Annotated in this window: 37 protein-coding genes; 35 read left to right on the top strand and 2 right to left on the bottom strand. The window is 47.2% G+C overall.

Annotated features, from left to right (window positions below; all coding sequences use genetic code 11):
- Window positions 1–18: 18 nt before the first annotated feature.
- From rpsS to BBR47_RS01530, 33 genes are all read left to right on the top strand, one after another.
- Window positions 19–300 carry a 30S ribosomal protein S19 gene (gene rpsS / locus BBR47_RS01370; protein WP_007716246.1) on the top strand — a complete coding sequence of 94 codons (282 nt, stop codon included), beginning with the start codon at window positions 19–21 and terminating at the stop codon, window positions 298–300.
- Window positions 301–329: 29 nt separating this feature from the next.
- Entirely contained in the window at window positions 330–662 is a 333-nt protein-coding gene (gene rplV, locus BBR47_RS01375) for a 50S ribosomal protein L22 (protein ID WP_012683986.1), read from the top strand.
- A 13-nt stretch (window positions 663–675) separates the two neighbouring features.
- Window positions 676–1,338, top strand: a complete 663-nt coding sequence (gene rpsC, locus BBR47_RS01380; RefSeq protein ID WP_012683987.1) for a 30S ribosomal protein S3 — start codon at window positions 676–678, stop codon at window positions 1,336–1,338.
- A gap of 2 nt (window positions 1,339–1,340) precedes the next feature.
- The gene (gene rplP / locus BBR47_RS01385; protein ID WP_007716249.1) at window positions 1,341–1,775 is read left to right on the top strand and encodes a 50S ribosomal protein L16; all 435 of its coding nucleotides are present in this window, start codon (window positions 1,341–1,343) and stop codon (window positions 1,773–1,775) included.
- The gene (gene rpmC / locus BBR47_RS01390; RefSeq protein ID WP_012683988.1) at window positions 1,765–1,962 is read left to right on the top strand and encodes a 50S ribosomal protein L29; all 198 of its coding nucleotides are present in this window, start codon (window positions 1,765–1,767) and stop codon (window positions 1,960–1,962) included. Before rplP ends, rpmC begins: the two co-directional genes overlap by 11 nt.
- A gap of 22 nt (window positions 1,963–1,984) precedes the next feature.
- Window positions 1,985–2,251 carry a 30S ribosomal protein S17 gene (gene rpsQ / locus BBR47_RS01395; RefSeq protein WP_012683989.1) on the top strand — a complete coding sequence of 89 codons (267 nt, stop codon included), beginning with the start codon at window positions 1,985–1,987 and terminating at the stop codon, window positions 2,249–2,251.
- A 41-nt stretch (window positions 2,252–2,292) separates the two neighbouring features.
- Window positions 2,293–2,661 carry a 50S ribosomal protein L14 gene (rplN, locus tag BBR47_RS01400; protein ID WP_012683990.1) on the top strand — a complete coding sequence of 123 codons (369 nt, stop codon included), beginning with the start codon at window positions 2,293–2,295 and terminating at the stop codon, window positions 2,659–2,661.
- Between the two features lie 49 nt (window positions 2,662–2,710).
- Window positions 2,711–3,025: a 50S ribosomal protein L24 gene (gene rplX / locus BBR47_RS01405; protein WP_007716253.1), complete on the top strand. Its 315-nt coding sequence runs from the start codon at window positions 2,711–2,713 to the stop codon at window positions 3,023–3,025.
- A 26-nt stretch (window positions 3,026–3,051) separates the two neighbouring features.
- A complete protein-coding gene (rplE, locus tag BBR47_RS01410) occupies window positions 3,052–3,594 on the top strand; it encodes a 50S ribosomal protein L5 (RefSeq protein ID WP_012683991.1) in 543 nt (180 codons plus the stop codon).
- Between the two features lie 24 nt (window positions 3,595–3,618).
- Window positions 3,619–3,804, top strand: coding sequence for a type Z 30S ribosomal protein S14 (locus tag BBR47_RS01415; protein WP_007716256.1), 186 nt, complete (start codon window positions 3,619–3,621; stop codon window positions 3,802–3,804).
- Between the two features lie 27 nt (window positions 3,805–3,831).
- A complete protein-coding gene (rpsH, locus tag BBR47_RS01420; protein ID WP_012683992.1) occupies window positions 3,832–4,230 on the top strand; it encodes a 30S ribosomal protein S8 in 399 nt (132 codons plus the stop codon).
- 35 nt (window positions 4,231–4,265) lie between these two features.
- Window positions 4,266–4,802: a 50S ribosomal protein L6 gene (gene rplF / locus BBR47_RS01425; protein WP_012683993.1), complete on the top strand. Its 537-nt coding sequence runs from the start codon at window positions 4,266–4,268 to the stop codon at window positions 4,800–4,802.
- Window positions 4,803–4,834: 32 nt separating this feature from the next.
- A complete protein-coding gene (rplR, locus tag BBR47_RS01430; RefSeq protein WP_012683994.1) occupies window positions 4,835–5,197 on the top strand; it encodes a 50S ribosomal protein L18 in 363 nt (120 codons plus the stop codon).
- Window positions 5,198–5,215: 18 nt separating this feature from the next.
- A complete protein-coding gene (rpsE, locus tag BBR47_RS01435; RefSeq protein ID WP_007716268.1) occupies window positions 5,216–5,713 on the top strand; it encodes a 30S ribosomal protein S5 in 498 nt (165 codons plus the stop codon).
- A 16-nt stretch (window positions 5,714–5,729) separates the two neighbouring features.
- Window positions 5,730–5,915: a 50S ribosomal protein L30 gene (gene rpmD, locus BBR47_RS01440; protein ID WP_012683995.1), complete on the top strand. Its 186-nt coding sequence runs from the start codon at window positions 5,730–5,732 to the stop codon at window positions 5,913–5,915.
- A gap of 33 nt (window positions 5,916–5,948) precedes the next feature.
- Window positions 5,949–6,389, top strand: coding sequence for a 50S ribosomal protein L15 (rplO, locus tag BBR47_RS01445; RefSeq protein ID WP_007716272.1), 441 nt, complete (start codon window positions 5,949–5,951; stop codon window positions 6,387–6,389).
- Window positions 6,389–7,684, top strand: a complete 1,296-nt coding sequence (gene secY / locus BBR47_RS01450) for a preprotein translocase subunit SecY (RefSeq protein WP_012683996.1) — start codon at window positions 6,389–6,391, stop codon at window positions 7,682–7,684. The genes rplO and secY overlap by 1 nt, the downstream gene beginning before the upstream one ends.
- Window positions 7,685–7,744: 60 nt before the next feature.
- Window positions 7,745–8,389, top strand: a complete 645-nt coding sequence (locus tag BBR47_RS01455) for an adenylate kinase (protein ID WP_012683997.1) — start codon at window positions 7,745–7,747, stop codon at window positions 8,387–8,389.
- Window positions 8,390–8,395: 6 nt separating this feature from the next.
- Window positions 8,396–9,142: a type I methionyl aminopeptidase gene (gene map / locus BBR47_RS01460; RefSeq protein WP_012683998.1), complete on the top strand. Its 747-nt coding sequence runs from the start codon at window positions 8,396–8,398 to the stop codon at window positions 9,140–9,142.
- A 118-nt stretch (window positions 9,143–9,260) separates the two neighbouring features.
- Window positions 9,261–9,479: a translation initiation factor IF-1 gene (gene infA, locus BBR47_RS01465; RefSeq protein ID WP_003333772.1), complete on the top strand. Its 219-nt coding sequence runs from the start codon at window positions 9,261–9,263 to the stop codon at window positions 9,477–9,479.
- A 34-nt stretch (window positions 9,480–9,513) separates the two neighbouring features.
- The gene (gene rpmJ, locus BBR47_RS01470) at window positions 9,514–9,627 is read left to right on the top strand and encodes a 50S ribosomal protein L36 (protein ID WP_003333770.1); all 114 of its coding nucleotides are present in this window, start codon (window positions 9,514–9,516) and stop codon (window positions 9,625–9,627) included.
- Window positions 9,628–9,648: 21 nt separating this feature from the next.
- Window positions 9,649–10,017: a 30S ribosomal protein S13 gene (rpsM, locus tag BBR47_RS01475; RefSeq protein WP_012683999.1), complete on the top strand. Its 369-nt coding sequence runs from the start codon at window positions 9,649–9,651 to the stop codon at window positions 10,015–10,017.
- A gap of 16 nt (window positions 10,018–10,033) precedes the next feature.
- On the top strand, window positions 10,034–10,435 hold the full coding sequence (rpsK, locus tag BBR47_RS01480) for a 30S ribosomal protein S11 (protein ID WP_005828803.1): 402 nt from the start codon (window positions 10,034–10,036) through the stop codon (window positions 10,433–10,435).
- 156 nt (window positions 10,436–10,591) lie between these two features.
- Window positions 10,592–11,536, top strand: a complete 945-nt coding sequence (locus tag BBR47_RS01485; RefSeq protein ID WP_005828801.1) for a DNA-directed RNA polymerase subunit alpha — start codon at window positions 10,592–10,594, stop codon at window positions 11,534–11,536.
- 56 nt (window positions 11,537–11,592) lie between these two features.
- A complete protein-coding gene (gene rplQ / locus BBR47_RS01490; RefSeq protein WP_012684000.1) occupies window positions 11,593–11,952 on the top strand; it encodes a 50S ribosomal protein L17 in 360 nt (119 codons plus the stop codon).
- A 168-nt stretch (window positions 11,953–12,120) separates the two neighbouring features.
- Window positions 12,121–12,972 carry an energy-coupling factor transporter ATPase gene (locus BBR47_RS01495; RefSeq protein WP_012684001.1) on the top strand — a complete coding sequence of 284 codons (852 nt, stop codon included), beginning with the start codon at window positions 12,121–12,123 and terminating at the stop codon, window positions 12,970–12,972.
- On the top strand, window positions 12,948–13,820 hold the full coding sequence (locus BBR47_RS01500; protein WP_012684002.1) for an energy-coupling factor transporter ATPase: 873 nt from the start codon (window positions 12,948–12,950) through the stop codon (window positions 13,818–13,820). The genes BBR47_RS01495 and BBR47_RS01500 overlap by 25 nt, the downstream gene beginning before the upstream one ends.
- Window positions 13,821–13,822: 2 nt before the next feature.
- Window positions 13,823–14,620, top strand: coding sequence for an energy-coupling factor transporter transmembrane component T family protein (locus BBR47_RS01505; protein ID WP_012684003.1), 798 nt, complete (start codon window positions 13,823–13,825; stop codon window positions 14,618–14,620).
- Window positions 14,617–15,351 (top strand): tRNA pseudouridine(38-40) synthase TruA, encoded by a 735-nt coding sequence (gene truA / locus BBR47_RS01510; protein ID WP_012684004.1) that lies wholly within the window; start codon window positions 14,617–14,619, stop codon window positions 15,349–15,351. The genes BBR47_RS01505 and truA overlap by 4 nt, the downstream gene beginning before the upstream one ends.
- A 254-nt stretch (window positions 15,352–15,605) precedes the next feature.
- The gene (rplM, locus tag BBR47_RS01515) at window positions 15,606–16,043 is read left to right on the top strand and encodes a 50S ribosomal protein L13 (protein ID WP_012684005.1); all 438 of its coding nucleotides are present in this window, start codon (window positions 15,606–15,608) and stop codon (window positions 16,041–16,043) included.
- Between the two features lie 20 nt (window positions 16,044–16,063).
- On the top strand, window positions 16,064–16,456 hold the full coding sequence (gene rpsI / locus BBR47_RS01520; RefSeq protein WP_005828788.1) for a 30S ribosomal protein S9: 393 nt from the start codon (window positions 16,064–16,066) through the stop codon (window positions 16,454–16,456).
- Window positions 16,457–16,582: 126 nt separating this feature from the next.
- Complete coding sequence (cwlD, locus tag BBR47_RS01525) at window positions 16,583–17,299, top strand: N-acetylmuramoyl-L-alanine amidase CwlD (protein ID WP_267969428.1); 717 nt, start codon at window positions 16,583–16,585, stop codon at window positions 17,297–17,299.
- A gap of 111 nt (window positions 17,300–17,410) precedes the next feature.
- Window positions 17,411–18,523, top strand: coding sequence for a P-loop NTPase (locus BBR47_RS01530; RefSeq protein WP_012684007.1), 1,113 nt, complete (start codon window positions 17,411–17,413; stop codon window positions 18,521–18,523).
- A gap of 55 nt (window positions 18,524–18,578) precedes the next feature.
- Here the strand turns inward: BBR47_RS01530 and gerD are convergent, their stop codons facing one another.
- Complete coding sequence (gene gerD / locus BBR47_RS01535; RefSeq protein ID WP_012684008.1) at window positions 18,579–19,235, bottom strand: spore germination lipoprotein GerD; 657 nt, start codon at window positions 19,233–19,235, stop codon at window positions 18,579–18,581.
- 125 nt (window positions 19,236–19,360) lie between these two features.
- Here gerD and BBR47_RS01540 point away from each other — a divergent pair, with 125 nt between their 5' ends.
- The gene (locus BBR47_RS01540) at window positions 19,361–19,948 is read left to right on the top strand and encodes a KinB-signaling pathway activation protein (protein ID WP_012684009.1); all 588 of its coding nucleotides are present in this window, start codon (window positions 19,361–19,363) and stop codon (window positions 19,946–19,948) included.
- A 26-nt stretch (window positions 19,949–19,974) separates the two neighbouring features.
- Here BBR47_RS01540 and pdaB read toward each other — a convergent pair whose 3' ends face one another.
- The gene (pdaB, locus tag BBR47_RS01545) at window positions 19,975–20,745 is read right to left on the bottom strand and encodes a polysaccharide deacetylase family sporulation protein PdaB (protein ID WP_012684010.1); all 771 of its coding nucleotides are present in this window, start codon (window positions 20,743–20,745) and stop codon (window positions 19,975–19,977) included.
- Between the two features lie 124 nt (window positions 20,746–20,869).
- On the opposite strand from pdaB, the gene BBR47_RS01550 reads away from it, so the two are divergent.
- Window positions 20,870–21,523, top strand: coding sequence for a stage II sporulation protein M (locus tag BBR47_RS01550; RefSeq protein ID WP_012684011.1), 654 nt, complete (start codon window positions 20,870–20,872; stop codon window positions 21,521–21,523).
- The last annotated feature ends 85 nt before the right edge of the window (window positions 21,524–21,608 follow it).

A 21,608-nucleotide genomic window follows, 5' to 3' on the forward strand; every position in this document is an offset into this window, starting at 1 on the left:
GCGAAGGGAGGTTCACTAATGGGACGTAGTTTAAAAAAGGGTCCTTTCGTGGATGACCACTTGATGAAAAAAGTTGACGAGCAAAATGAAAAGAACGAGAAACGCGTGATCAAAACTTGGTCTCGCCGTTCCACCATCTTCCCTGATTTCGTAGGACACACGTTTGCAGTTTACGATGGCCGCAAACATGTACCAGTATACGTATCGGAAGACATGGTTGGTCATAAATTGGGTGAATTCGCACCAACTCGTACCTTCAAGGGTCACGTCGACAACGACAAGAAGTCCAAGAAGCGCTAATTTTCTCTTGACAGAGAGGAGGTACAAAGATGGAAGCAAAAGCAGTTGCACGCAACATTCGCATCGCGTCTCGTAAAGTTCGCCTGGTGGTAGACTTGATCAGAGGCAAGCAAGTAGGTGAAGCTTTGGCGATCTTGAAACACACGCCAAAGGCAGCTTCTCCAGTTGTTGAAAAACTCCTGAAGTCGGCTATTGCAAACGCTGAGCACAACTATGAGATGGATCCAAACAGCCTCGTAGTGGGTAAAGTCTTCGTAGACCAAGGTCCTACGTTGAAGCGTTTCCGTCCGCGCGCTATGGGTCGCGCTAGCCGCATCCATAAACGCACGAGCCACATCACAGTGGTACTAAACGAGAAATAAGGAGGGATTACGTGTGGGTCAAAAGGTAAGCCCGGTAGGTCTTCGGATCGGTGTCATTCGTGACTGGGAGTCCAAATGGTACGCTGACAAGGACTTCGCAACTCTGTTGCACGAAGACTTGAAAATCCGCAAGTATGTAAAAGGGCGTCTGAAAGATGCTGCTGTATCCACGATCGAAATCGAACGCGCAGCTAATCGCGTGAACGTTACGATTCACACCGCTAAGCCTGGTATGGTAATTGGTAAAGGTGGTTCAGAGGTTGAAACTCTGCGCAAAACCCTGACTGATCTGACTGGCAAACGCGTTCATATCAATATCAACGAAATCAAACGTCCGGATCTGGATGCTACTCTGGTAGCTGAAAATATTGCACGCCAATTAGAAAACCGCATTTCTTTCCGCCGTGCGCAAAAGCAATCGATCACTCGTACGCTGCGCTCTGGTGCTAAAGGTATCAAAACCTTGGTAAGCGGTCGTCTTGGCGGCGCGGACATCGCACGTTCTGAAGGTTACAGCGAAGGTACTGTTCCACTTCACACATTGCGCGCTGACATCGACTACGGTACTGCTGAAGCACATACCACTTATGGTCGCATCGGTGTTAAAGTGTGGATCTATCGTGGAGAAGTCCTTCCAGCGAGAAAGAACGTCGCTACTGAGGAAGGAGGCAAGTAATCATGTTGACGCCAAAACGCGTGAAACACCGTAAACAACACCGCGGGAAAATGGCTGGTAACGCAAAAGGCGGTACTACTGTTGCGTTCGGTGAATACGGATTGCAAGCAATGGAACCATCTTGGGTAACTAACCGTCAGATCGAGGCAGCTCGTATCGCGATGACTCGTTACATCAAACGTGGTGGTAAAGTTTGGATCAAAATTTTCCCAGATAAACCAGTAACACAAAAACCGCTCGAAGTCCGCATGGGTTCCGGTAAAGGTTCTCCTGAGAAATGGGTAGCGGTAGTGAAGCCAGGCAAGATCATGTTCGAGCTTGCTGGTGTTCCTGAAGAAGTCGCTCGCGAAGCTATGCGTCTGGCTATGCACAAACTGCCAATCAAGTGCAAGTTCGTGAAGCGTGAAGAAGTGGGTGGTGACGCACATGAAGGCTAATGAGTACCGTAATTTGACCACTGCCGAGATCGAACAAAACGTTACTTCTTTGAAAGAAGAGTTGTTCAACCTTCGTTTCCAGCTGGCTACGGGTCAACTCGAAACCACATCTCGTATTAAACAAGTGCGTAAGGATATTGCTCGTGCGAAAACCGTCCTGCGCCAGAGAGAATTGGGAATCGGCTAATTATAGGAAGGAGGTTTGAACGATGACCGCAGATCGCAATATGCGTCGAACAGTTGTAGGTCGCGTTGTTTCCGACAAAATGGATAAAACCATTGTTGTTCTTGTTGAAACTTACAAGACACATCCTTTGTACGGCAAACGCATGAAATTCTCGAAAAAGTTCAAGGCTCACGACGAGAACAACACGGCAAAAGTGGGCGACATCGTAGAAATCATGGAAACTCGTCCATTGTCTAAAGACAAGCGTTTCCGTTTGGTACGTATCGTCGAAGAGGCAGTAATCGTATAAGTCAGATTTTCGGATATTAATTCCGAAAGGAGGAACAGTAAATGATCCAAACTCAGACGAGATTGGCTGTTGCTGACAACTCCGGTGCAAAGGAACTCATGTGCATCAAGGTTCTGGGTGGTTCCGGTCGTAAAACGGCGAACATCGGTGATGTTATCGTGTGCTCCGTAAAATCCGCTACACCCGGCGGCGTTGTCAAGAAAGGTCAAGTAGTTAAAGCGGTAGTAGTACGCACAGTAAGTGGCGTTCGTCGTAACGATGGTTCTTACATCCGTTTCGATGAAAATGCAGCTGTAGTTATCAAAGACGATCAATCCCCACGTGGTACTCGTATCTTTGGACCTGTGGCTCGTGAGCTCCGCGATAAGGATTTCATGAAGATCATCTCTCTGGCTCCAGAGGTTATCTAATTGAACGGCAAAACTCAGGCAGTTTGTTCGATAGGAGGTGCACCAAGCGATGCACGTTAAAAAAGGCGACACTGTTATCGTAAATGCGGGCAAAGATAAAGGCAAAAAAGGTCGCGTTCTCGCTGCTTATCCAAAGAAAGAACGCGTTCTGGTTGAAGGTATCAACCTCGTGAAGAAACATAGCCGTCCGTCCCAAGCTAACCCGCAAGGTGGCATTGTGACTCAAGAAGCAGCTATTCACGTATCCAACGTATCTTTGATCGATCCGAAGTCCGGAAAAGCTACTCGCATCGGTTACAAAGTTTTGGATAACGGCAAGAAAGTTCGGTACGCGAAAAAGTCTGGCGAAGTACTCGACAAGTAGTCAGGTTGGAAAGGAGGATATCCTAGATGGCAACAAGATTGAAAGAAAAGTATACGAGCGAAATCGTACCTAGCTTGATGAGCAAGTTCAACTACACTTCCATCATGCAAGTGCCGAAAGTAGAAAAGATCATCATCAATATGGGTGTTGGCGAAGCGGTAGCGAACGCTAAGTCCTTGGATACTGCAATTGAAGACCTGCAAATCATCGCTGGTCAAAAGCCTGTAGTAACAAAGGCTAAGAAATCCATCGCGGGTTTCAAATTGCGTGAAGGTATGCCGATCGGTGCGAAGGTTACTCTGCGCGGCGAGCGTATGTACCACTTCCTCGACAAATTGATGAACGTATCTCTCCCACGTGTTCGTGACTTCCGTGGAATTTCTTCCAAGGCTTTTGACGGACGCGGTAACTACACACTTGGTCTGAAGGAACAACTGATCTTCCCTGAGATCGAGTACGATAAAATTGATAAAGTTCGCGGTATGGACATCGTTGTTGTTACTTCCGCGAAAACGGATGAGGAAGCTCGTGAGTTGCTGACTCAAATGGGTATGCCATTCCGTAAATAAACCCACTCGTAAGGAGGGAAGAATGTGGCAAAGAAATCAATGATCATCAAGCAACAGCGGGAGCCGAAGTTTGCAGTACGCGCGTACACACGTTGCGAGCGTTGCGGACGTCCTCACTCCGTATTGCGCAAATTTAAACTCTGCCGTATTTGCTTCCGTGAACTTGCTTATAAAGGTCAAATTCCAGGCGTGAAAAAAGCAAGCTGGTAATTTGAAACGGGAAGGAGGTTTTCTCTCATGGTTATGACTGATCCAATCGCAGATATGTTGACACGAATTCGTAACGCCAACATGGTTCGCCACGAGAAAGTGGAAATCCCGGCGTCCACCATCAAGAAGGAAATCGCGCGCATTCTGAAAGAAGAAGGCTTCATCCGCGATGCGGAGTTTGTTGAAGACAACAAACAAGGAATCATCCGCGTATTCCTGAAATATGGTGCAGGCAACGAGCGTGTTATCACAGGTCTGAAACGCATCTCCAAGCCAGGACTTCGTGTTTATGCAAAGAACAATGAAGTACCTAAGGTTTTGGGTGGTCTCGGTTGCGCGATCATCTCTACATCCACTGGTGTAATGACTGACAAGCAAGCTCGTCAAGCTCACGTAGGTGGAGAGGTTCTCGCATACATTTGGTAATTAACAGATTGTAAATAGCACAGGAGGTGCACCACATGTCTCGTGTCGGTAGAAAACCGATCGTGGTCCCTGCAGGCGTTACCCTCACTCTGAACGGTACTGAGCTGACGGTAAAAGGCCCTAAGGGTCAACTCGTTCGTAGCTTCCATGAAGATATCAAAATCAACATCGCTGAAAACGAAGTAATCGTTGAGCGTCCAAGCGATAACAAACTTCACCGTTCCCTGCATGGTACGACTCGTGCGCTGGTATCCAACATGGTAACTGGCGTATCTGAAGGCTTCACTCGTACCCTGGAACTGGTCGGTGTAGGTTACCGTGCTGCTAAGTCCGGCAACGGTGTTACTCTCTCTCTTGGTTTCTCCCACCCAGTGGAAGTTACTCCAGAAGAGGGTATCGAAATTGATGTACCAAACCAAACCACTTTGGTGGTAAAAGGTATTAACAAAGAGCGCGTAGGCCAAATTGCTGCTGAAATCCGTTCTCTGCGTAAACCTGAGCCATACAAAGGTAAAGGTATCAAGTACAGCAATGAAGTTGTTCGTCGTAAAGAAGGTAAAAAAGGTAAATAAGCTTCTAGCTTCATGAGAAAGGAGGCCGCTTAATGTTTACGAAAGCTGATAAAAACAAAGCTCGGAAAAAACGTCACCTGCGAATCCGCAAACGTGTGATTGGTACTACCATTCGCCCACGTCTGAACGTATTCCGTTCTTCTAAGCACATCTACGCTCAATTGATCGACGATGCAACTGGCGTAACACTGGTATCTGCATCTTCTTTGGATAAAGAGCTGGGCCTGAATAATGGCGCAAACGTGGAAGCTGCTACAGCTGTTGGCACACTGATCGCTAAGCGTGCACAAGAAAAAGGTGCGACTGAAGTGATTTTTGACCGCGGTGGTTACATCTATCATGGACGTATTAAAGCACTGGCAGAAGCAGCTCGTGAAGCTGGTCTGCAATTCTAACAACAAGGAGGGTAAGGAATGCGTATCGACCCTAGCAAATTAGAGCTCGAAGAAAAAGTAGTCGCAGTTAACCGTGTTGCAAAAACGGTTAAAGGTGGACGTCGTATGAGCTTCAGCGCCTTGGTTGTTGTGGGAGACCGTAACGGCCACGTAGGTGCTGGTATGGGTAAAGCTCAAGAAGTTCCAGACGCCATTCGCAAAGCGATTGACGATGCTAAGAAAAAATTGATCCGTGTACCGATGAGAGGAACAACTGTTCCGCACCAAGTACTGTGCCAATTCGGCGCTGGTAAGGTTCTCATCAAGCCTGCTGCCCCTGGTACAGGTGTTATCGCTGGTGGACCTGTTCGTGCCGTACTCGAACTGGCTGGTGTAGGCGATATCTTGAGTAAGTCTCTTGGTTCCAACAATCCTATCAACATGGTCAACGCTACGCTGGAAGGCCTCGGTCGTCTGAAAACAGCGGAAGATGTCGCGAAATTGCGCGGTAAGACTGTTGACGAGTTGTTGGGTTAATAAGGAGGGAATGAACATGGCAAAATTGCAAATCACCCTCAAACGCAGCCTGATCGGTCGTACTGTAGATCAGCAAGACACTGTAAAAGCTCTGGGTCTTCGCAAAATCAACTCCACTGTAGTGAAGGAAGATAATCCTGCAATTCGTGGAATGGTTTTCAAAGTGAAGCACTTGGTAGAAGTGAAAGAAGTAGAAGCTTAATTGAACATCTCAATTAGTTAGGAGGTGCAACGTATGAAATTGCATGAACTGCAACCTGCAGAAGGATCCCGTCACACTCGTAAGCGTATCGGTCGCGGTATTGGTAGCGGTACTGGCAAAACTGCTGGTAAAGGTCACAAAGGTCAAAACGCTCGTTCCGGTGGCGGCGTACGCCCAGGTTTCGAGGGTGGTCAAAACCCATTGTACCGTCGTCTGCCTAAGCGTGGTTTCACTAACATCAGCCGCAAAGAATTTGCGATTGTTAGCTTGGACGCGCTGAACCGTTTCGAAGAGGGCACTGTAGTAACACCTGAGCTGTTGAAAGAAACTGGTGTTATCAGCGCGCTGCGCGACGGTGTTAAGGTTCTTGCTAACGGTGAACTGACTGTGAAGCTGACTGTAAAAGCTCACAAGTTCTCCGGAGCTGCTGCTGAGAAGATCGCACAAGTCGGTGGAACAACCGAGGTGATCTAATGTTAGCGTCCTTAACTAACATTTTCAAAATTAGCGACCTTCGTCGCAAAATCCTTTTTACGCTCATGATGCTGGTTGTTTTCCGGATCGGAAGCTATGTGCCAGTTCCTAACGTAAATGTCGCGTTGTTTCAGCAGAACACAAACCAATTACTTGGCTTGTTGAACACCTTCTCAGGTGGTGCACTGCATAACTTCTCGATTTTTGCCATGGGTATCATGCCGTACATTACGGCATCGATTATCATGCAGCTGATGTCCATGGATGTTGTGCCTAAGCTTACGCAATGGGCTCGTGAAGGGGAAGTTGGTCGTCGCAAGATTGCCACCGTTACCCGTTACGCTACAATTATCCTTGGTTTGATTCAGTCTGTAGGGATGACGATTGGATTCAACAATATGGCGCCTGGTTTACTAAACGACACGTCGGTTAGCAGCTATGCACTCATTGCGTTGACTTTGACAGCTGGGACCGCATTCATGATGTGGATGGGGGAACAGATTACGGAGAAGGGTATCGGTAACGGGATTTCGATCCTGATCGTTGGTGGGATCGTCGCTAACATTCCGCAAGGGATTACGACGATTTACACAACACAGTTCGCTGACCCATCTCAAAACGTATTCTTCAGCGTCGTCAAAGTTCTGCTTATCCTATTGGTGATCCTCGCCATCATTGTCGGGGTTATCTTTATGCAGCAAGGCCTTCGTAAGATTCCAGTGCAATATGCGAAACGAGTGGTTGGACGCAAAATGTACGGTGGTCAATCTACCCACATTCCACTGAAAATCAACTCTGCTGGTGTTATTCCTGTTATCTTTGCGGTATCGCTGGTAATGTTCCCGTCAACGATTGCTCAGTTCTGGGTGGATGCATCTGGACAAGGATTTGCTAACTGGATTTATCAGAACTTCCAAGTCAACAAACCATTAGGAATGACGCTTTACGCTATCTTGATTCTCGGATTCACCTACTTCTACACATTCGTACAGATCAACCCTGTACAAATGGCAGAAAACATGAGAAAAAATGGCGGTTACATTCCTGGTATCCGACCTGGTAAAAACACTGAGGTATTCATTACTCGTACATTAAACCGGTTAACATTGGCGGGCGCTTTGTTCTTGATGATTATTGCGATATTGCCATTCTTCTTCGGTAGTCTTGCAAACTTGCCACAATCCATTTACATCGGTGGTACATCGCTGTTGATCGTGGTTGGGGTAAGCTTGGATACAATGAAGCAGATTGAAAGTCAAATGATCAAACGCCACTACCAAGGGTTTATCAAGTAATGACTTAGATGTTTACAGAAAAGCTTCTGTAGCTTTTTTGATGGGACGGAGGGAATGGACGTGAATATAATTCTGATGGGACTGCCTGGAGCCGGTAAAGGGACACAGGCAGAACGTATCGTAAAAGAGTTTGACATCCCGCACATTTCGACTGGCGACATGTTCCGAGCTGCGGTCAAAAACGAAACGCCGCTCGGACTAGAGGCAAAATCCTACATGGATAAAGGTCATCTCGTCCCAGACGAGGTTGTCATTGGTATTGTGCGGGAGCGCCTTTCGATGGATGACTGCGCAAAGGGATTCCTCTTAGATGGTTTTCCGCGCACAGTTCCTCAGGCGGAAGCGTTGACAGCTACAGTAAAAGAGCTGGGACGCGAAATTGACCATGTAATTAACATCAACGTTCAACGCGAGCAATTGATTGAACGTCTGACCGGTCGCTGGATCTGCCCTGTTTGTGGTGCTAGCTATCACACGATGTTCAATCCTCCAAAAGAGGCTGGCGTATGTGATAAAGATGGTGGTAAGCTGTATCAGCGTGAAGACGACAAGATCGAAGTGGTAACACAACGCCTTGACGTGAATATCGCTCAAACACAGCCACTTATCGACTACTATTCCGCACAGGAACTTCTGCGAGATATCGATGGAGAACAAGATATCCAGGTAGTGTTTGCGGAAATTAAGTCTTTGTTGCGAGGGTAATTGCGAATGATTATCCTAAAGTCGAAAGCAGAACTTGAGGTTATGCGCGAAGCTGGTCGTATCGTCGCACTCACCCATCAAGAACTGGCCAAGGCGATCAAGCCTGGTGTCACGACGAAGCAGCTAGACGAAATTGCCGAGACCTTTATTCGAAGCATGGGAGCAATTCCATCGTTTAAAGGCTATGGTGGCTTTCCAGGAAGTATCTGTGCTTCAGTCAATGAAGAACTCGTACACGGGATCCCAGGTAAACGGGCGTTACAAGAAGGAGACATTATCAGTATCGACATTGGTGCCCAGTTTCAGGGTTATCATGGCGACTCCGCTTGGACGTATCCGGTCGGTAAGATTTCAACAGAAAACCAGAAGCTACTCAGAGTAACGGAAGAGTCGTTGTACAAGGGGCTTGAAAAAGCTGTTCCAGGTGGACGCTTATCCGATATCTCTCATGCGATTCAGGTTCATGCAGAAGCTGCCGACTTCACACTCGTTCGCGAGTATGTGGGGCATGGGATCGGGCAAAACTTGCACGAAGATCCGCAGGTTCCTAACTACGGCCCTCCTGATCGAGGACCACGGTTAAAACCAGGCATGGTGTTGGCAATTGAGCCAATGGTAAATGCCGGCGAACGTTATGTCCGCACATTGGAGGACAATTGGACGGTAGTAACAGTGGATCGGAAAACTTGTGCTCATTTTGAACACACCATCGCGATTACGGAAGATGGCTATGAGATTTTTACACGGACATAAAAACGGTAGTTCCGAACGATTCGGGATTGTCGTCCAACGTGTCGACGATAAGTTCGTTGTGTGATCATTTCGCAAAACTCATGGTCCGACTGAAGAGCAGAAGAAAGGAGAGTTTACCATGGCAAAAGATGATGTAATTGAGGTGGAAGGTACGGTAATCGAACCTTTGCCAAATGCTATGTTTCGAGTAGAATTAGAGAATGGACATAAAGTCCTTGCTCACGTCTCAGGAAAAATCCGCATGCACTTTATCCGTATCCTGCCGGGGGATAAAGTAACTGTTGAACTGTCGCCGTACGACTTAACCCGCGGACGTATTACGTACCGCTATAAATAGTAAGCAAAACCCCTAGAAAAGGGAGGCAAGAACCATGAAAGTGAGACCTTCGGTTAAACCGATCTGCGAGAAATGCAAGGTTATCCGTCGCAAAGGTAACGTAATGGTTATTTGTGAAAATCCGAAGCATAAGCAAAAACAAGGGTAAACAAGGAGGTGCTTTTGACACATGGCACGTATTGCAGGCGTAGACTTGCCGCGCGAAAAACGCGTTGAAGTTGCTCTTACCTACATTTTTGGTATTGGCCGCCCCACGTCTCAAAAAATTCTGTCCGCTACTGGCGTAGATATGAACACTCGTGTTCGCGATCTGACAGAAGATGAAGTGAACAAACTTCGTGAGTACATCGACAAAACTGTGAAGGTAGAAGGTGACCTCCGTCGTGAGATCTCCCTCAACATCAAGCGTCTGATGGAAATCGGTTGCTTCCGTGGCATCCGCCATCGTCGTGGACTTCCAGTTCGCGGTCAACGTTCTAAAACAAATGCTCGTACGCGTAAAGGTCCACGCCGTACAGTAGCAAACAAGAAGAAGTAAAGGAGGGTAATCTGACATGGCGAAAAGAAAACAAGCTACAGCAACACGTACCCGTCGTCGTGACCGTAAGAATGTTGAAGTCGGCGTAGCACACATCCGTTCTACTTTCAACAATACGATCGTCACAATCACGGATCCACACGGTAACGCGATCTCTTGGTCCAGTGCTGGTTCCCTCGGCTTCAAAGGCTCCCGTAAAAGCACTCCATTTGCTGCGCAAATGGCTGCTGAAGCGGCTGCACGCGTTGCTATGGAACACGGCATGCGTTCCCTTGAAGTATCGGTAAAAGGCCCAGGTGCAGGTCGTGAAGCTGCGATCCGTTCCCTGCAAGCAACTGGTCTTGAAGTGAACATGATTAAAGACGTGACGCCAATTCCGCACAACGGTTGCCGTCCACCAAAACGTCGCCGCGTGTAACTGGTTTATATCGTTCAGAACATGTCCATACTAGAATGGTAAATTCTGATTTATAGCTTGTCATGCACGCAAACGGTAAACCGCCGGGGAAATTCCTGAGTGGGCACGTATGCGGCCCACCCAAGGATTTCGACGTTTTGAAGGAGGGTTTGTTTAATGATAGAAATAGAAAAACCAAAAATCGAGGTTGTGGAAGTTAGCGACGACAACTCGTATGGAAAGTTTGTTGTAGAACCTCTAGAGCGCGGATACGGAACTACCCTTGGCAACTCGCTGAGACGAATTCTTCTTTCGTCCTTGCCAGGCGCGGCAGTTCGTACTGTTCAAATCGATGGGGTTCTTCACGAATTCTCTACGGTTGAAGGCGTCGTTGAAGATGTAACCGAGATCATCCTGAACATCAAAGGCTTGGCGCTGAAGATCCATTCCGATGAAGAAAAAGTAATCGAGATCGATGCAGAAGGCGAAGGCGTTGTCAAAGCGGGAGATATCCGTGCTGACAGTGATGTGGAGGTCTTAAACCCTGATCTTCATATTGCAACGTTGGCCAATGGCGGTCGTCTGCATATCCGCATGACAGCTGGACGTGGTCGTGGTTATGTTCAATCTGATGGAAACAAATCTGAGGATCTGCCTATTGGTGTGATTCCGATTGATTCGATCTACACGCCGATCAAGCGCGTTAACTATCAAGTGGAAAATACCCGTGTAGGGCAAATGACCAACTATGACAAGTTAACACTTGAGGTTTGGACTAACGGTAGCATCAGTCCGGAAGAAGCCGTGAGTCTCGGCGCAAAAATCATGACGGAGCACCTGAACTTGTTCGTCGGTCTGACTGACGAGGCGAAGGATGCAGAAATCATGGTAGAGAAGGAAGAGGACAAGAAAGAGAAAGTCTTGGAGATGACTATCGAAGAGCTCGATCTTTCTGTTCGTTCCTACAACTGCTTGAAGCGTGCCGGTATTAATACCGTGCAAGAGCTGACGCAGAAGACCGAAGAGGACATGATGAAAGTACGCAATCTGGGGCGCAAATCTCTTGAAGAAGTTCAAGAAAAGTTAGCTGAACTGGGCCTGTCCCTGCGCAGCGACGATTAGAGTAGCAAACCAAGAAGCAAACTTTTGTTCTCTCGATTAAGAGGGAGGTAAACCACATGGCACAACGTAAATTGGGTCGTCGTAGCTCAGCTCGTAAAGCGCTGTTCCGCGACTTGGTAACAGACCTGATCATCAACGAGCGCATCGAAACTACAGAGATGAAGGCGAAAGAATTGCGCCCAATCGCTGAAAAAATGATCACGCTCGCGAAACGTGGCGATCTGCATGCTCGCCGTCAAGTTGCTGCTTTCGTTCGTAAAGAAGTTGCGAATGCTGAAGGCCGCGATGCTGTTCAAAAACTGTTCGATGAAATCGCTCCTCGCTTCAAAGAGCGCAACGGTGGATACACTCGTATCCTGAAAGCCGGCCCTCGCCGTGGCGACGCTGCTCCAATGGCGTACATCGAATTCGTTTAATACATGTAAACTGGTCATTTACTCAGGTTGTAAGCCTGGTAGATTACCGCGAAAAGGGTGGGGGCAGATCTGGTCATAGGCTGGACTCTGATTCAACCCTTTTTTCCTTTCTCTTCGAAATCCTGCTAGTCAGTTCCCTGTGAAGGCTGGGGAGGTTGTGAATGCCTCATGAATGAAGATAACCTGCTGGCATTGCGAGATGTTTCTTATACCTACGATGGTGAGGATGGCCAACGGGTTCCGGTATTACAAGGTGTTGACCTTACCATTCAAAAAGGTTCCTTTGTATCCGTATTGGGTCACAACGGTTCCGGCAAATCAACGATGGCAAAGCTGATGAATGCTCTGTTGCTTCCAGAAGGCGGCACAGTACTTATCAGTGGAATGGATACGAAAGATGGGGAGCAGCTTTGGGAAATTCGACGACATGTTGGCATGGTCTTTCAGAATCCGGACAATCAGATTGTTGGGGCCACTGTGGAAGATGATGTCGCCTTTGGCCTAGAGAACATGGGTGTGGACCCCAAAGAGATGCGAGATCGTATCGATGAGGCGCTCGTTTCTGTAGGGATGGAGTCTTATTTACAAGCACAACCACATCGTCTGTCTGGTGGTCAAAAGCAACGAGTGGCGATTGCAGGGATTATGGCGATGCGTCCTTCTGTCATCATTTTGGATGAAGCGACAGCGATGCTTGATCCACAAGGGAGAATGGAAGTGCTAAATCTGGCTCGTCAACTGAACCGTGATGAGGGACTCACGATCATAAACATTACCCACTTTCCGGAAGAAGCCATCTATTCGGATAAGGTCATCGTCATGAATGCGGGTGAAGTCCTGATGGAAGGTAAGCCGAGTGAAGTGTTTAATGAGGTAGATCGTTTGAAACAGGTGGGACTGGATGTGCCATTTGCCGTACGACTGCGACACGCACTTCAGTCCAAAGGGATTGATTTACCGTTTGTCCTGCATCAAGAGGAGCTGGTGGAGCACGTATGCAAATTACTTTTGACCAAGTAAGCCATATCTACGCAAAGGGAACACCGTTCGAGCGAGTTGCCTTACACAATATTTCGCTGACGATTCCATCTGGTTCGTTTGTCGGAATTATTGGCCACACGGGCTCAGGTAAGTCAACGCTGATTCAGCACTTGAACGGGTTGCTGATGCCTAGTTCAGGGCAGATTACCCTGGGTGATGCGGTCATTACTCCAAAGCGACGATTACCCCATGCTCAGAGGCGCGATATTGGGCTCGTCTTTCAATATCCTGAACATCAGTTGTTTGAAGAAACGGTTGCGAAGGATGTTGCTTTTGGACCGCTCAATTTTGACTTGCCAACGGAAATGGTGGAAGCGCGCGTAAAGGAGTCCCTTGAAATTGTCGGCCTGGATTATGCCACGATCAAGGATCGTTCGCCATTTCATTTGAGTGGCGGACAAATGCGACGTGTTGCTTTGGCTGGTGTTCTTGCCATGCAGCCGAAGGTTCTGGTATTGGATGAACCAACTGCGGGTCTTGATCCTGCGGGACGAGTCACGATTCTTGAAGGGATCTACCGGATTCATCGGGAACAAAACCTCACGACACTATTGGTCACGCACAGCATGGAAGAGGCAGCCCGCTATGCAGACTATTTGCTTGTGATGGAACAAGGTCAAGTAGCTTTGCAGGGGAAGCCGGAGGAAGTATTCATGCATGTGGATCGTCTCCGAGAGCTGTCTTTGGATGTACCGGAAACGGTGGCTCTCGTATCGCAAATGAATCAAAAGCTGCCGGACAAGGCTAGTCTGCCGAGCTCCCTTTATCGGGAGGAAGAGCTGATTGCCCATCTGCTGGAACGACTGTCCGTACCAAAGGAGGGCTAGGCATGCTGCAGAATATCGCAATTGGTCAATACGTACCAGGGCAATCTTTTTTACATCGTGCAGATCCGCGAAGCAAGCTTCTCTTCATCATTCTTTTTGCTACCTTGATTTTTCTGGCTAACAATACGGTTACGTACGCCATACTCATTGGTTTTACCTTGTATGCTGCACTTCTTTCTAGGCTTTCCTTGTCCTATATATTAAAAAGCTTAAAACCTGTCTGGATCCTGATTTTGTTTACCGTAGTCTTGCATATTTTTATCACAAAAGGCGGAACGGTTTACTTTCAGTGGGGATGGTTTACAGTAGAAGAACAGGGAGTTCGCCAGGCGATCTTCATTTCTTTGCGGTTGGGACTTTTGATTCTCATTAGCTCCCTACTAACACTGACAACCTCTCCAATCGATTTGACGGAAGGTTTGGAGCGTTTACTAGGACCACTAGGGAAGATCGGCATACCAGTTCATGATATAGCCCTGATGATGTCTATTGCACTCCGGTTCATTCCGACCCTGATGGAAGAAACGGATAAAATCATCAAGGCGCAGACCGCCAGAGGAGCCAATTTCACCAGTGGAAGTCTCGTGCGCAGAGCCAAGAACCTGATTCCGATCGCTATTCCTTTATTTGTTAGTGCGTTTCGGCGTGCTGAAGAACTGGCTTTGGCGATGGAAGCGCGTGGCTATCGCGGGGGAGTGGGGAGAACGCGGCTGAATAAGCTGACGTTCACTTGGCGTGATGGAATCGTAGCTGTTGTGAGTGTGATCTTGGTAATCGTGATTGGATGGTGGCGTACATGAAGCGACTGCGATGTGTATTGGCATATGACGGAACTGACTTCAGCGGTTTTCAGGTACAGCCAGATCAAGTAACGGTCCAGGGGGAAATTGAAGCCGCATTGAATCGGGTTACCGGAGAGGATATCCAGGTCTTCGGTTCAGGCCGGACAGATGCGGGTGTTCATGCACGCGGTCAAGTGATTCACTTTGACACGGCGAGCAACATTCCGATGGATAAATGGCGGTTTGTGTTGAACAATCAATTGCCTGATTCTATTGTCATTCGGACAGTCGAAGAGGTCGATGCCTCTTTTCATGCGCGTTTTGACGTGCAAGTAAAAGAATATCGATATTGTATCGACAACAATCCAGTGGCAGATGTATTCCGGCATCGTTACGCTGACCATGTCCGGTTTCCGTTAGATGTAGATGCAATGCAGCAGGCTGCTCATTATTTGGTGGGTGAACATGATTTTACTTCCTTTTGCTCGGCAAAGACATACGTCGAGGACAAGGTTCGGACTGTGTACGGGCTCTCCGTGGAAAAAATCGGAGACGAGGTATGGGTGACATGCCGAGGCAACGGTTTTTTGTACAACATGGTTCGAATTATTGTGGGGACTTTGGTTGAAGTAGGGCAAGGAAAAAGAAACCCTGCTGAACTGAGGGAAATCCTCGCCGCATGTGATCGGGAAAAGGCAGGTAAGACAGCACCAGCCAAGGGTCTGACCATGTGGGAAGTTGTCTACTAGTTTTCTGATTTCCAACTATTAGACGCACGAGCAGCACTTGACTATGGAGCGTCTATGTAGTACGATATTCCTTGGTATTTTAACCCCGCCTAGCCCCACTCTAGCCCCGGGATTGAAAGACAAGATCGTGATTACATGGAACACCTGGAAGAGTTGCTCACCCGTAACAGCAATTATCTTCCATTGCAAGTTTCGGTTGTTTTGGTTATAAGTAGATGGATATGTGTTAGGTAAGATATTTAGGAGGGACAAAAATGCGTACCACATATATGGCGAAACCGCTCGAAGTTGAGCGCAAATGGTACATCGTTGACGCTGAAGGCCAAACGCTGGGTCGTCTGGCGAGCGAAGTAGCTTCTATCCTGCGCGGAAAATTGAAACCAGAATTCACTCCTCACGTTGACGCTGGCGATTTCGTAATCGTAATCAACGCTGACAAAGTGAAATTGACTGGTAACAAACTGAACGACAAAATTTACTACACTCACTCCCTGTATCCAGGTGGTTTGAAAAAAACCACTGCTGGCGCAATGCTGAACAAGCGACCAGATCGTATGTTCGAACTGGCGGTAAAAGGCATGCTGCCTAAAAACAGCCTGGGACGTCAAATGTTCACCAAGCTGAAAGTATACGCTGGAACTGAGCATCCACACGCAGCACAAAAACCAGAAGTTTGGCAAATTCGCGGTTAAGGTAAAGGGAGGAAATATACGTGGCACAAGTACAATACTACGGTACAGGTCGTCGTAAGCACTCCGTAGCACGCGTTCGCCTGGTTCCAGGTGAAGGTCGCATCGTGATCAACAAGCGTGAAATGGATACTTACTTTGGTTTGGAAACATTGAAATTGATCGTAAAACAACCACTCGTTCTGACTGAAACTCTTGGTCGTTACGATGTATTGGTTAACGTAAACGGCGGCGGAACCACTGGTCAAGCTGGTGCAATCCGTCACGGCGTTGCTCGCGCTCTGCTGAAAGCAGATCCGGAACTGCGCGGCGCTCTGAAACGCGCTGGCTTCCTGACTCGCGACCCTCGTATGAAAGAACGTAAGAAATACGGCTTGAAAGCAGCTCGTCGCGCACCTCAATTCTCCAAGCGCTAATTGCTGTTCGATACAACCCCCTTGTCTGTTCACAGACAGGGGGGTTTTTCCTTTTCACAAACGGGTATATTTGTCCATGTTTGTCCATAAGATGGAACGAGAATGGGACAAAGGGGACGATACACTGTGACACGAAAAGGAGTAGGCTGGATATTAGCTTTCGCCGTGCTTATGCTGTTGTTCACCTACGAAGCGCCTGATCGTTCTTCCTGGCAGGCATGGTCGCTGCCACTGACGGGAACGGTCATAGCCATTGACCCTGGGCATGGGGGAATAGACGGCGGTGCCGTTTCCAAAGCCGGGAATGTAGTTGAGAAAGAAGTGACTTTGGCCATTAGCATGTACTTGCGGGATTTCCTTCAGCAGTCAGGAGCGTTTGTAGTTATGACGAGGGAGGAAGACAAGGATTTGGCGAGTCCAGATGCGGCGCAGGCACGCAAACGAAAATCTGAGGATATTCGAAACCGAGTAAGGCTGGTCAATGATAGTACACCGGATTTTTTGGTCAGCATACACGTTAATTCCATCCCTTCTCCGAAATGGTCAGGAGCACAGACTTTTTATTCCCCTAGCTTCAAAAAGAGTGCAGAAGTTTCTTATTTGATACAAGATGAAATCAAACGGGTGATCGGTCATACAGACCGGGTTCCGAGTAAGACCAACAATGTGTTCTTGATTCGGGAGGTTAACTGCCCGGCCGTTTTGGTAGAAGTAGGCTTTGTCAGCAATACGGAGGAGGCAAAGCGACTTCAGAGCGTTGAATACCAAAAGGCTATGGCTAATGCCATTTATCAAGGGATACTGCGTCAGTACTCGGGAGAAAAAGCGCCAATTACACCTTAAGAGGGCGGTGGTCGTGTTCCGCCCGCCCGAATATGCTATAATGAACGCGCATACGCTGTCGTTATACCAGCATGGAAATGTTTGAAAAGATCATAGATGAGGTGAACCAGAATGTTGACCAGAGAACAGGTTCTCGAAGCACTACGCGATGTAAAAGACCCCGAAATTAATCGTAGCTTGGTCGAGCTCAACATGATTCGGGATATCCATATTGAAGGCAAGACAGTAAGTCTCACGGTCGTTCTGACGATTTCGGGTTGTCCGCTCAAAGCCAAGATCGAGGATGATGTCATCGCTGCTGTGAAAGCGCTAGGAGCCGAAGAAGTCCACCTGCAATTCGGTTCAATGACAGATGAGGAACGTGCGGCTCTGTCTGCCCAATTACGTAAGAACCAAGGTGGGCAAACACATAACATGACACCGGGACAAGCTCCCGTCTTGAATCCGATCTTGGCGAAGGATTCGAATACGACCTTTATCGCGGTCACTTCCGGAAAAGGTGGCGTCGGAAAATCGACGGTGACAGTGAACCTGGCTGTTGCGCTCGCGCGTTTAGGAAAAAAAGTGGGCATTATCGACGCAGACATTTACGGCTTTAGCGTGCCCGATATGATGAATATTGAACAACGTCCAACCGTGATTGGCGAAACCATTCTGCCTGTTGAAAAGCAAAACGTAAAAGTTATGTCCATGGGCTTTTTTGTGGAGGACAACTCTCCGATCATTTGGCGTGGCCCTATGCTGGGGAAAATGCTGCGTAACTTTTTCACGGAAGTACATTGGGGCGAAGAATTGGACTACCTTTTGCTGGATTTGCCTCCAGGAACGGGGGACATGGCCCTTGACGTGCATACCATGATTCCGCAAAGCATGGAGATTGTGGTAACGACTCCTCATGCTACCGCAGCGTTTGTAGCAGCACGGGCAGGCGCTATGGCAAAGCGGACCGGTCATGAAATCCTCGGTATTGTAGAAAATATGGCATGGTACGAAGCAAAAGATGGTACGAAAGAATACGTATTCGGGCGTGGTGGAGGAGCTAAGCTTGCTGAGACATTGACATGTGAGCTGCTCGCTCAAATTCCGCTGGGACAACCGGATAATCATCCATCTGAACCTGATTATTCCCCATCCATCTATGGAGAAAAGACCGAAATTGGTCAGCTTTACATCGATATGGCCAAACGTGTCATAGAAAAATGCGGGGAAGCCGTCAAACAATAAGCTTCAAGAAGATGAAAAAGGTGGGCTCTACAATAATAGAGCTCACCTTTTCGTTTTAAGAAGATTTACCGCTGCCTCCGCCGGAAGAACCTCCGCCGGAACCTCCACCTTTACCTTCTTTTCCTTTTCCTTTTTTCTTCGGCTTCAGCTCCTTTGGCTTTGTCAGGTCCTCGGATACTTTGGTCATGATCTTCATGAGTTCAGCCTGGAACAAAGGACTTTGCAAGGAATCCTTCATCACTTGCATGGTTTGCTGTCGATAAGCAGAGCTTTTCATTAGGTCCATCAAATTTTTCTCAAACTCAGGGTCTTTCATTACGCTTATGAGCTCTTTTTGGTATTCAGGGTCCTTCATTAGGTCCTTCATTAGCGTTTTTTGTTCATTTTTCATAGACTTTGCCATGGCGCTTGCGAACTTAGGGTCTTTAAACGCTTCTTTGATGTGCGTGTTATTGGGATTCGTCATGCTTTGAATCAAAGTTGTCCGCACTGTCGACTCGTCCAGCATCAGGTTTTGTTTGAACTTGTCATCCTTCATCATTTTCCCTACAGATTGCTTCGCTTCGTCCGTCTGCAATATGTCCAGCACCATGTCTTTGACGCTTTTATAATCAGGCTGAGACGAACTTTGCGCTTGTCCGCCACCCCCGCAACTGGTAAGAACCAGACAGACAAGAGCGGTTAACCAAAAAGACATCGTCTTTTTTCTCATGGGGTGGACACCTCCTTCTTTACTCTGCCTACAAGTAACGTGTGCATTTTGTTTTGTTCTTACGCTAGTATTTTCTTGTATCCATTGGTACAATCATATTCGATGTGGATGGGAGGGAATACTTGGTGAGTTTGCGTAAGTATGGATGGCTTTTTATTACCACACTCTTGCTTGGGGGATTAGGTGGGATCCTGGTTGCCCTTATTTTTGATCTGGACAAGCTGCTTGGAGGAAGCACCGGTAACTTTTTTGTCGGCTTGTTCATGTACCTACTGTATGGAATGACCATTAGCATTGTGGCTCAGATGGGTTTTTTTGCGTATATGACGATTAATTATTTCGCCAAAACAATATTCAAAACGGCTTCCCTATGGAAAAGCGTCCAAGTATTTCTTATTTTGTTTGTCTTTTTCGATATGATTTATCTTCGCTATACGTCCTTCGGTGAAGGAAAAGGATTTGGCACGTACTTTATTGAGCCAACGCTATTATTAATTGTTGCTATTGTTACCGCATATGGAAAAGTAAGTCTGACCAATAAATCTGCATGGATACCGACGACCTTCTTTATGTTTGTTGTTACGGCACTGGAATGGATTCCAGCATTGAAGGAAGACAATGTGCGTGCAACACTGTCCATGCTCGTCCCACTATTGTTTTGTAACGTCTGGCAAGTCATGCAATTGCATCGTCTGGTAAAAAGAGAAAGCTGACCCAATGAAGGTCAGCTTTTTTGGTTTTAGTGAACTTCTTTGCTTTCTACACTTGTACCCGAAATGAGTTCAGATACTGTAACAAATTCATAGCCATCCTTGCGAAGTTGATCAATGATCACGGGGAGGGCAAGATGTGTATCTTTTGCAGAATCGCTCGCGTGCATCAGGACGATGTCGCCTGGATGAGCTTTGGATAATACATTATTGATGATCACATCTGTTCCCGGATTGGTCCAATCTTTTGAGTCCGTATCCCATTGGATGACGGAATACCCCATACGATTCGCGATTTCCAGCACTCGTTTGTCAAAATCACCATTGGGCATCCGAATGAGTGTTGGTTTTTTTCCAGTCATTTCGGTTAAAATGGAGTCCGCTTTGCCCATTTGGGAGCGAATTTCTTCATCGGAGTATTTGGTGTAGTTATCATGCTTGTGACCGTGCGAACCAATTTCTAGACCATCCTCTTTGATTCGTTTCAAGATGTCTGGATGTCGTTGACTCCAAGGAGAGGAGAGGAAAAAGGTCGCTTTGTTTACCTTTTTTTCTTTCAGCACATCCAGTATAGGTAATGCTCGTGTCTCTCCCCAGCTGATATCAAAGGTAAGGGCGATTCTCTTTTCTTTGGTGTCGACCTTATAAATAGCTTGGGGGGCTTGCGTGCTGGCACCTTCAGCAAAGGCAGCAATTGAATCGCGTTCCGCATAACCAAATCCGGCTGTTAGCACGATGGCCGCGACAATAATTAAGATTTGCTTTAATCGTTTCGCGCTGATCACGTAAATGAATTTCATGGATAGTACCTCCTTTGTCCGATAACAGTTTATGCAGGGAAGACAAGGATATTCTTTGGCCTGTTGGCTATTGTTGAGGTACAATGCATATAGTGAATTATGAGGTAGTAAAGGGGTGTGGTGCATGGGCAGTCGATTGCGGCATTTATGGCTTGATAACCGAAACTATTTCTTCGCCGCATGCTTACTATTTTTGGGTGGTGCCTTGATTGGGTATTTTCAAGCACCGCTCGTTGAAGAGATGGTCGGTAAAATGATGGGCCAATTAAAGGAAATTGCTGAACGGATAAAGGATAACGGCGGCGGACCTTTAGCGGTATTCTGGACGATTTTTTCCAATAATGTTTTTAGTGCATTGATGATGATGGCGCTAGGAATATTGTTTGCGTTATTTCCTATAATTGGAATGCTCACGAATGGAGTGCTGCTTGGATTTATCCTTTTCAAATACAGCGGCGCTGGAGTAAGTCCATGGCTTATTTTTAGTGCAGGGATTTTGCCACATGGAATTTTTGAGCTCCCAGCTATCCTGTTTGCAGCAGGAGTGGGTATTCGTTTAGGGGTGCTGAGTTTACGCTCAGTGGGAGTTCTAATCCAACCGCAAAAGCTGGCACGATTGAAAAATGACTGGTACGATACACTCAAGCAATTTCCATTAGCGGTTCTTACTGTGGTCGTTCTGTTATTCGTCGCTGCCATTGTGGAGAGCACGATAACTCCAACCCTTCTCAAGGAAACGGTGGGTCCACAACTGCAGCAATTGAACTTACTGAAATAATTCAGATTTGCAAACAAATTGAAGCCTTCCTAAACGGAGGGCTTTTTATTTTGAATAGGGCTGAATTTTGATGGAAAGGATAGAG

Origin of the sequence: Brevibacillus brevis NBRC 100599, assembly GCF_000010165.1 — a bacterium.
Taxonomy (GTDB): Bacteria; Bacillota; Bacilli; order Brevibacillales; family Brevibacillaceae; genus Brevibacillus; species Brevibacillus brevis_D.

Bases quoted from the DNA above. Each gene is read 5' to 3' on its own strand.
- rpsH (WP_012683992.1), top strand. From the start codon at position 3,832: ATGGTTATGACTGATCCAATCGCAGATATGTTGACACGAATTCGTAAC.
- rplN (WP_012683990.1), top strand. From the start codon at position 2,293: ATGATCCAAACTCAGACGAGATTGGCTGTTGCTGACAACTCCGGTGCA.
- rpsE (WP_007716268.1), top strand. From the start codon at position 5,216: ATGCGTATCGACCCTAGCAAATTAGAGCTCGAAGAAAAAGTAGTCGCA.
- rplX (WP_007716253.1), top strand. From the start codon at position 2,711: ATGCACGTTAAAAAAGGCGACACTGTTATCGTAAATGCGGGCAAAGAT.
- rplM (WP_012684005.1), top strand. From the start codon at position 15,606: ATGCGTACCACATATATGGCGAAACCGCTCGAAGTTGAGCGCAAATGG.
- BBR47_RS01505 (WP_012684003.1), top strand. From the start codon at position 13,823: ATGCTGCAGAATATCGCAATTGGTCAATACGTACCAGGGCAATCTTTT.
- truA (WP_012684004.1), top strand. From the start codon at position 14,617: ATGAAGCGACTGCGATGTGTATTGGCATATGACGGAACTGACTTCAGC.
- rpmD (WP_012683995.1), top strand. From the start codon at position 5,730: ATGGCAAAATTGCAAATCACCCTCAAACGCAGCCTGATCGGTCGTACT.
- BBR47_RS01550 (WP_012684011.1), top strand. From the start codon at position 20,870: ATGGGCAGTCGATTGCGGCATTTATGGCTTGATAACCGAAACTATTTC.
- rpsS (WP_007716246.1), top strand. From the start codon at position 19: ATGGGACGTAGTTTAAAAAAGGGTCCTTTCGTGGATGACCACTTGATG.
- rplP (WP_007716249.1), top strand. From the start codon at position 1,341: ATGTTGACGCCAAAACGCGTGAAACACCGTAAACAACACCGCGGGAAA.
- rplR (WP_012683994.1), top strand. From the start codon at position 4,835: ATGTTTACGAAAGCTGATAAAAACAAAGCTCGGAAAAAACGTCACCTG.
- rplO (WP_007716272.1), top strand. From the start codon at position 5,949: ATGAAATTGCATGAACTGCAACCTGCAGAAGGATCCCGTCACACTCGT.
- secY (WP_012683996.1), top strand. From the start codon at position 6,389: ATGTTAGCGTCCTTAACTAACATTTTCAAAATTAGCGACCTTCGTCGC.
- rplV (WP_012683986.1), top strand. From the start codon at position 330: ATGGAAGCAAAAGCAGTTGCACGCAACATTCGCATCGCGTCTCGTAAA.
- pdaB (WP_012684010.1), bottom strand. From the start codon at position 20,745: ATGAAATTCATTTACGTGATCAGCGCGAAACGATTAAAGCAAATCTTA.
- gerD (WP_012684008.1), bottom strand. From the start codon at position 19,235: ATGAGAAAAAAGACGATGTCTTTTTGGTTAACCGCTCTTGTCTGTCTG.
- BBR47_RS01485 (WP_005828801.1), top strand. From the start codon at position 10,592: ATGATAGAAATAGAAAAACCAAAAATCGAGGTTGTGGAAGTTAGCGAC.
- rpmJ (WP_003333770.1), top strand. From the start codon at position 9,514: ATGAAAGTGAGACCTTCGGTTAAACCGATCTGCGAGAAATGCAAGGTT.
- BBR47_RS01495 (WP_012684001.1), top strand. From the start codon at position 12,121: ATGAATGAAGATAACCTGCTGGCATTGCGAGATGTTTCTTATACCTAC.
- infA (WP_003333772.1), top strand. From the start codon at position 9,261: ATGGCAAAAGATGATGTAATTGAGGTGGAAGGTACGGTAATCGAACCT.
- rplE (WP_012683991.1), top strand. From the start codon at position 3,052: ATGGCAACAAGATTGAAAGAAAAGTATACGAGCGAAATCGTACCTAGC.
- rpsK (WP_005828803.1), top strand. From the start codon at position 10,034: ATGGCGAAAAGAAAACAAGCTACAGCAACACGTACCCGTCGTCGTGAC.
- rplF (WP_012683993.1), top strand. From the start codon at position 4,266: ATGTCTCGTGTCGGTAGAAAACCGATCGTGGTCCCTGCAGGCGTTACC.
- rpsQ (WP_012683989.1), top strand. From the start codon at position 1,985: ATGACCGCAGATCGCAATATGCGTCGAACAGTTGTAGGTCGCGTTGTT.
- BBR47_RS01530 (WP_012684007.1), top strand. From the start codon at position 17,411: ATGTTGACCAGAGAACAGGTTCTCGAAGCACTACGCGATGTAAAAGAC.
- rpsM (WP_012683999.1), top strand. From the start codon at position 9,649: ATGGCACGTATTGCAGGCGTAGACTTGCCGCGCGAAAAACGCGTTGAA.
- BBR47_RS01500 (WP_012684002.1), top strand. From the start codon at position 12,948: ATGCAAATTACTTTTGACCAAGTAAGCCATATCTACGCAAAGGGAACA.
- map (WP_012683998.1), top strand. From the start codon at position 8,396: ATGATTATCCTAAAGTCGAAAGCAGAACTTGAGGTTATGCGCGAAGCT.
- rplQ (WP_012684000.1), top strand. From the start codon at position 11,593: ATGGCACAACGTAAATTGGGTCGTCGTAGCTCAGCTCGTAAAGCGCTG.
- rpmC (WP_012683988.1), top strand. From the start codon at position 1,765: ATGAAGGCTAATGAGTACCGTAATTTGACCACTGCCGAGATCGAACAA.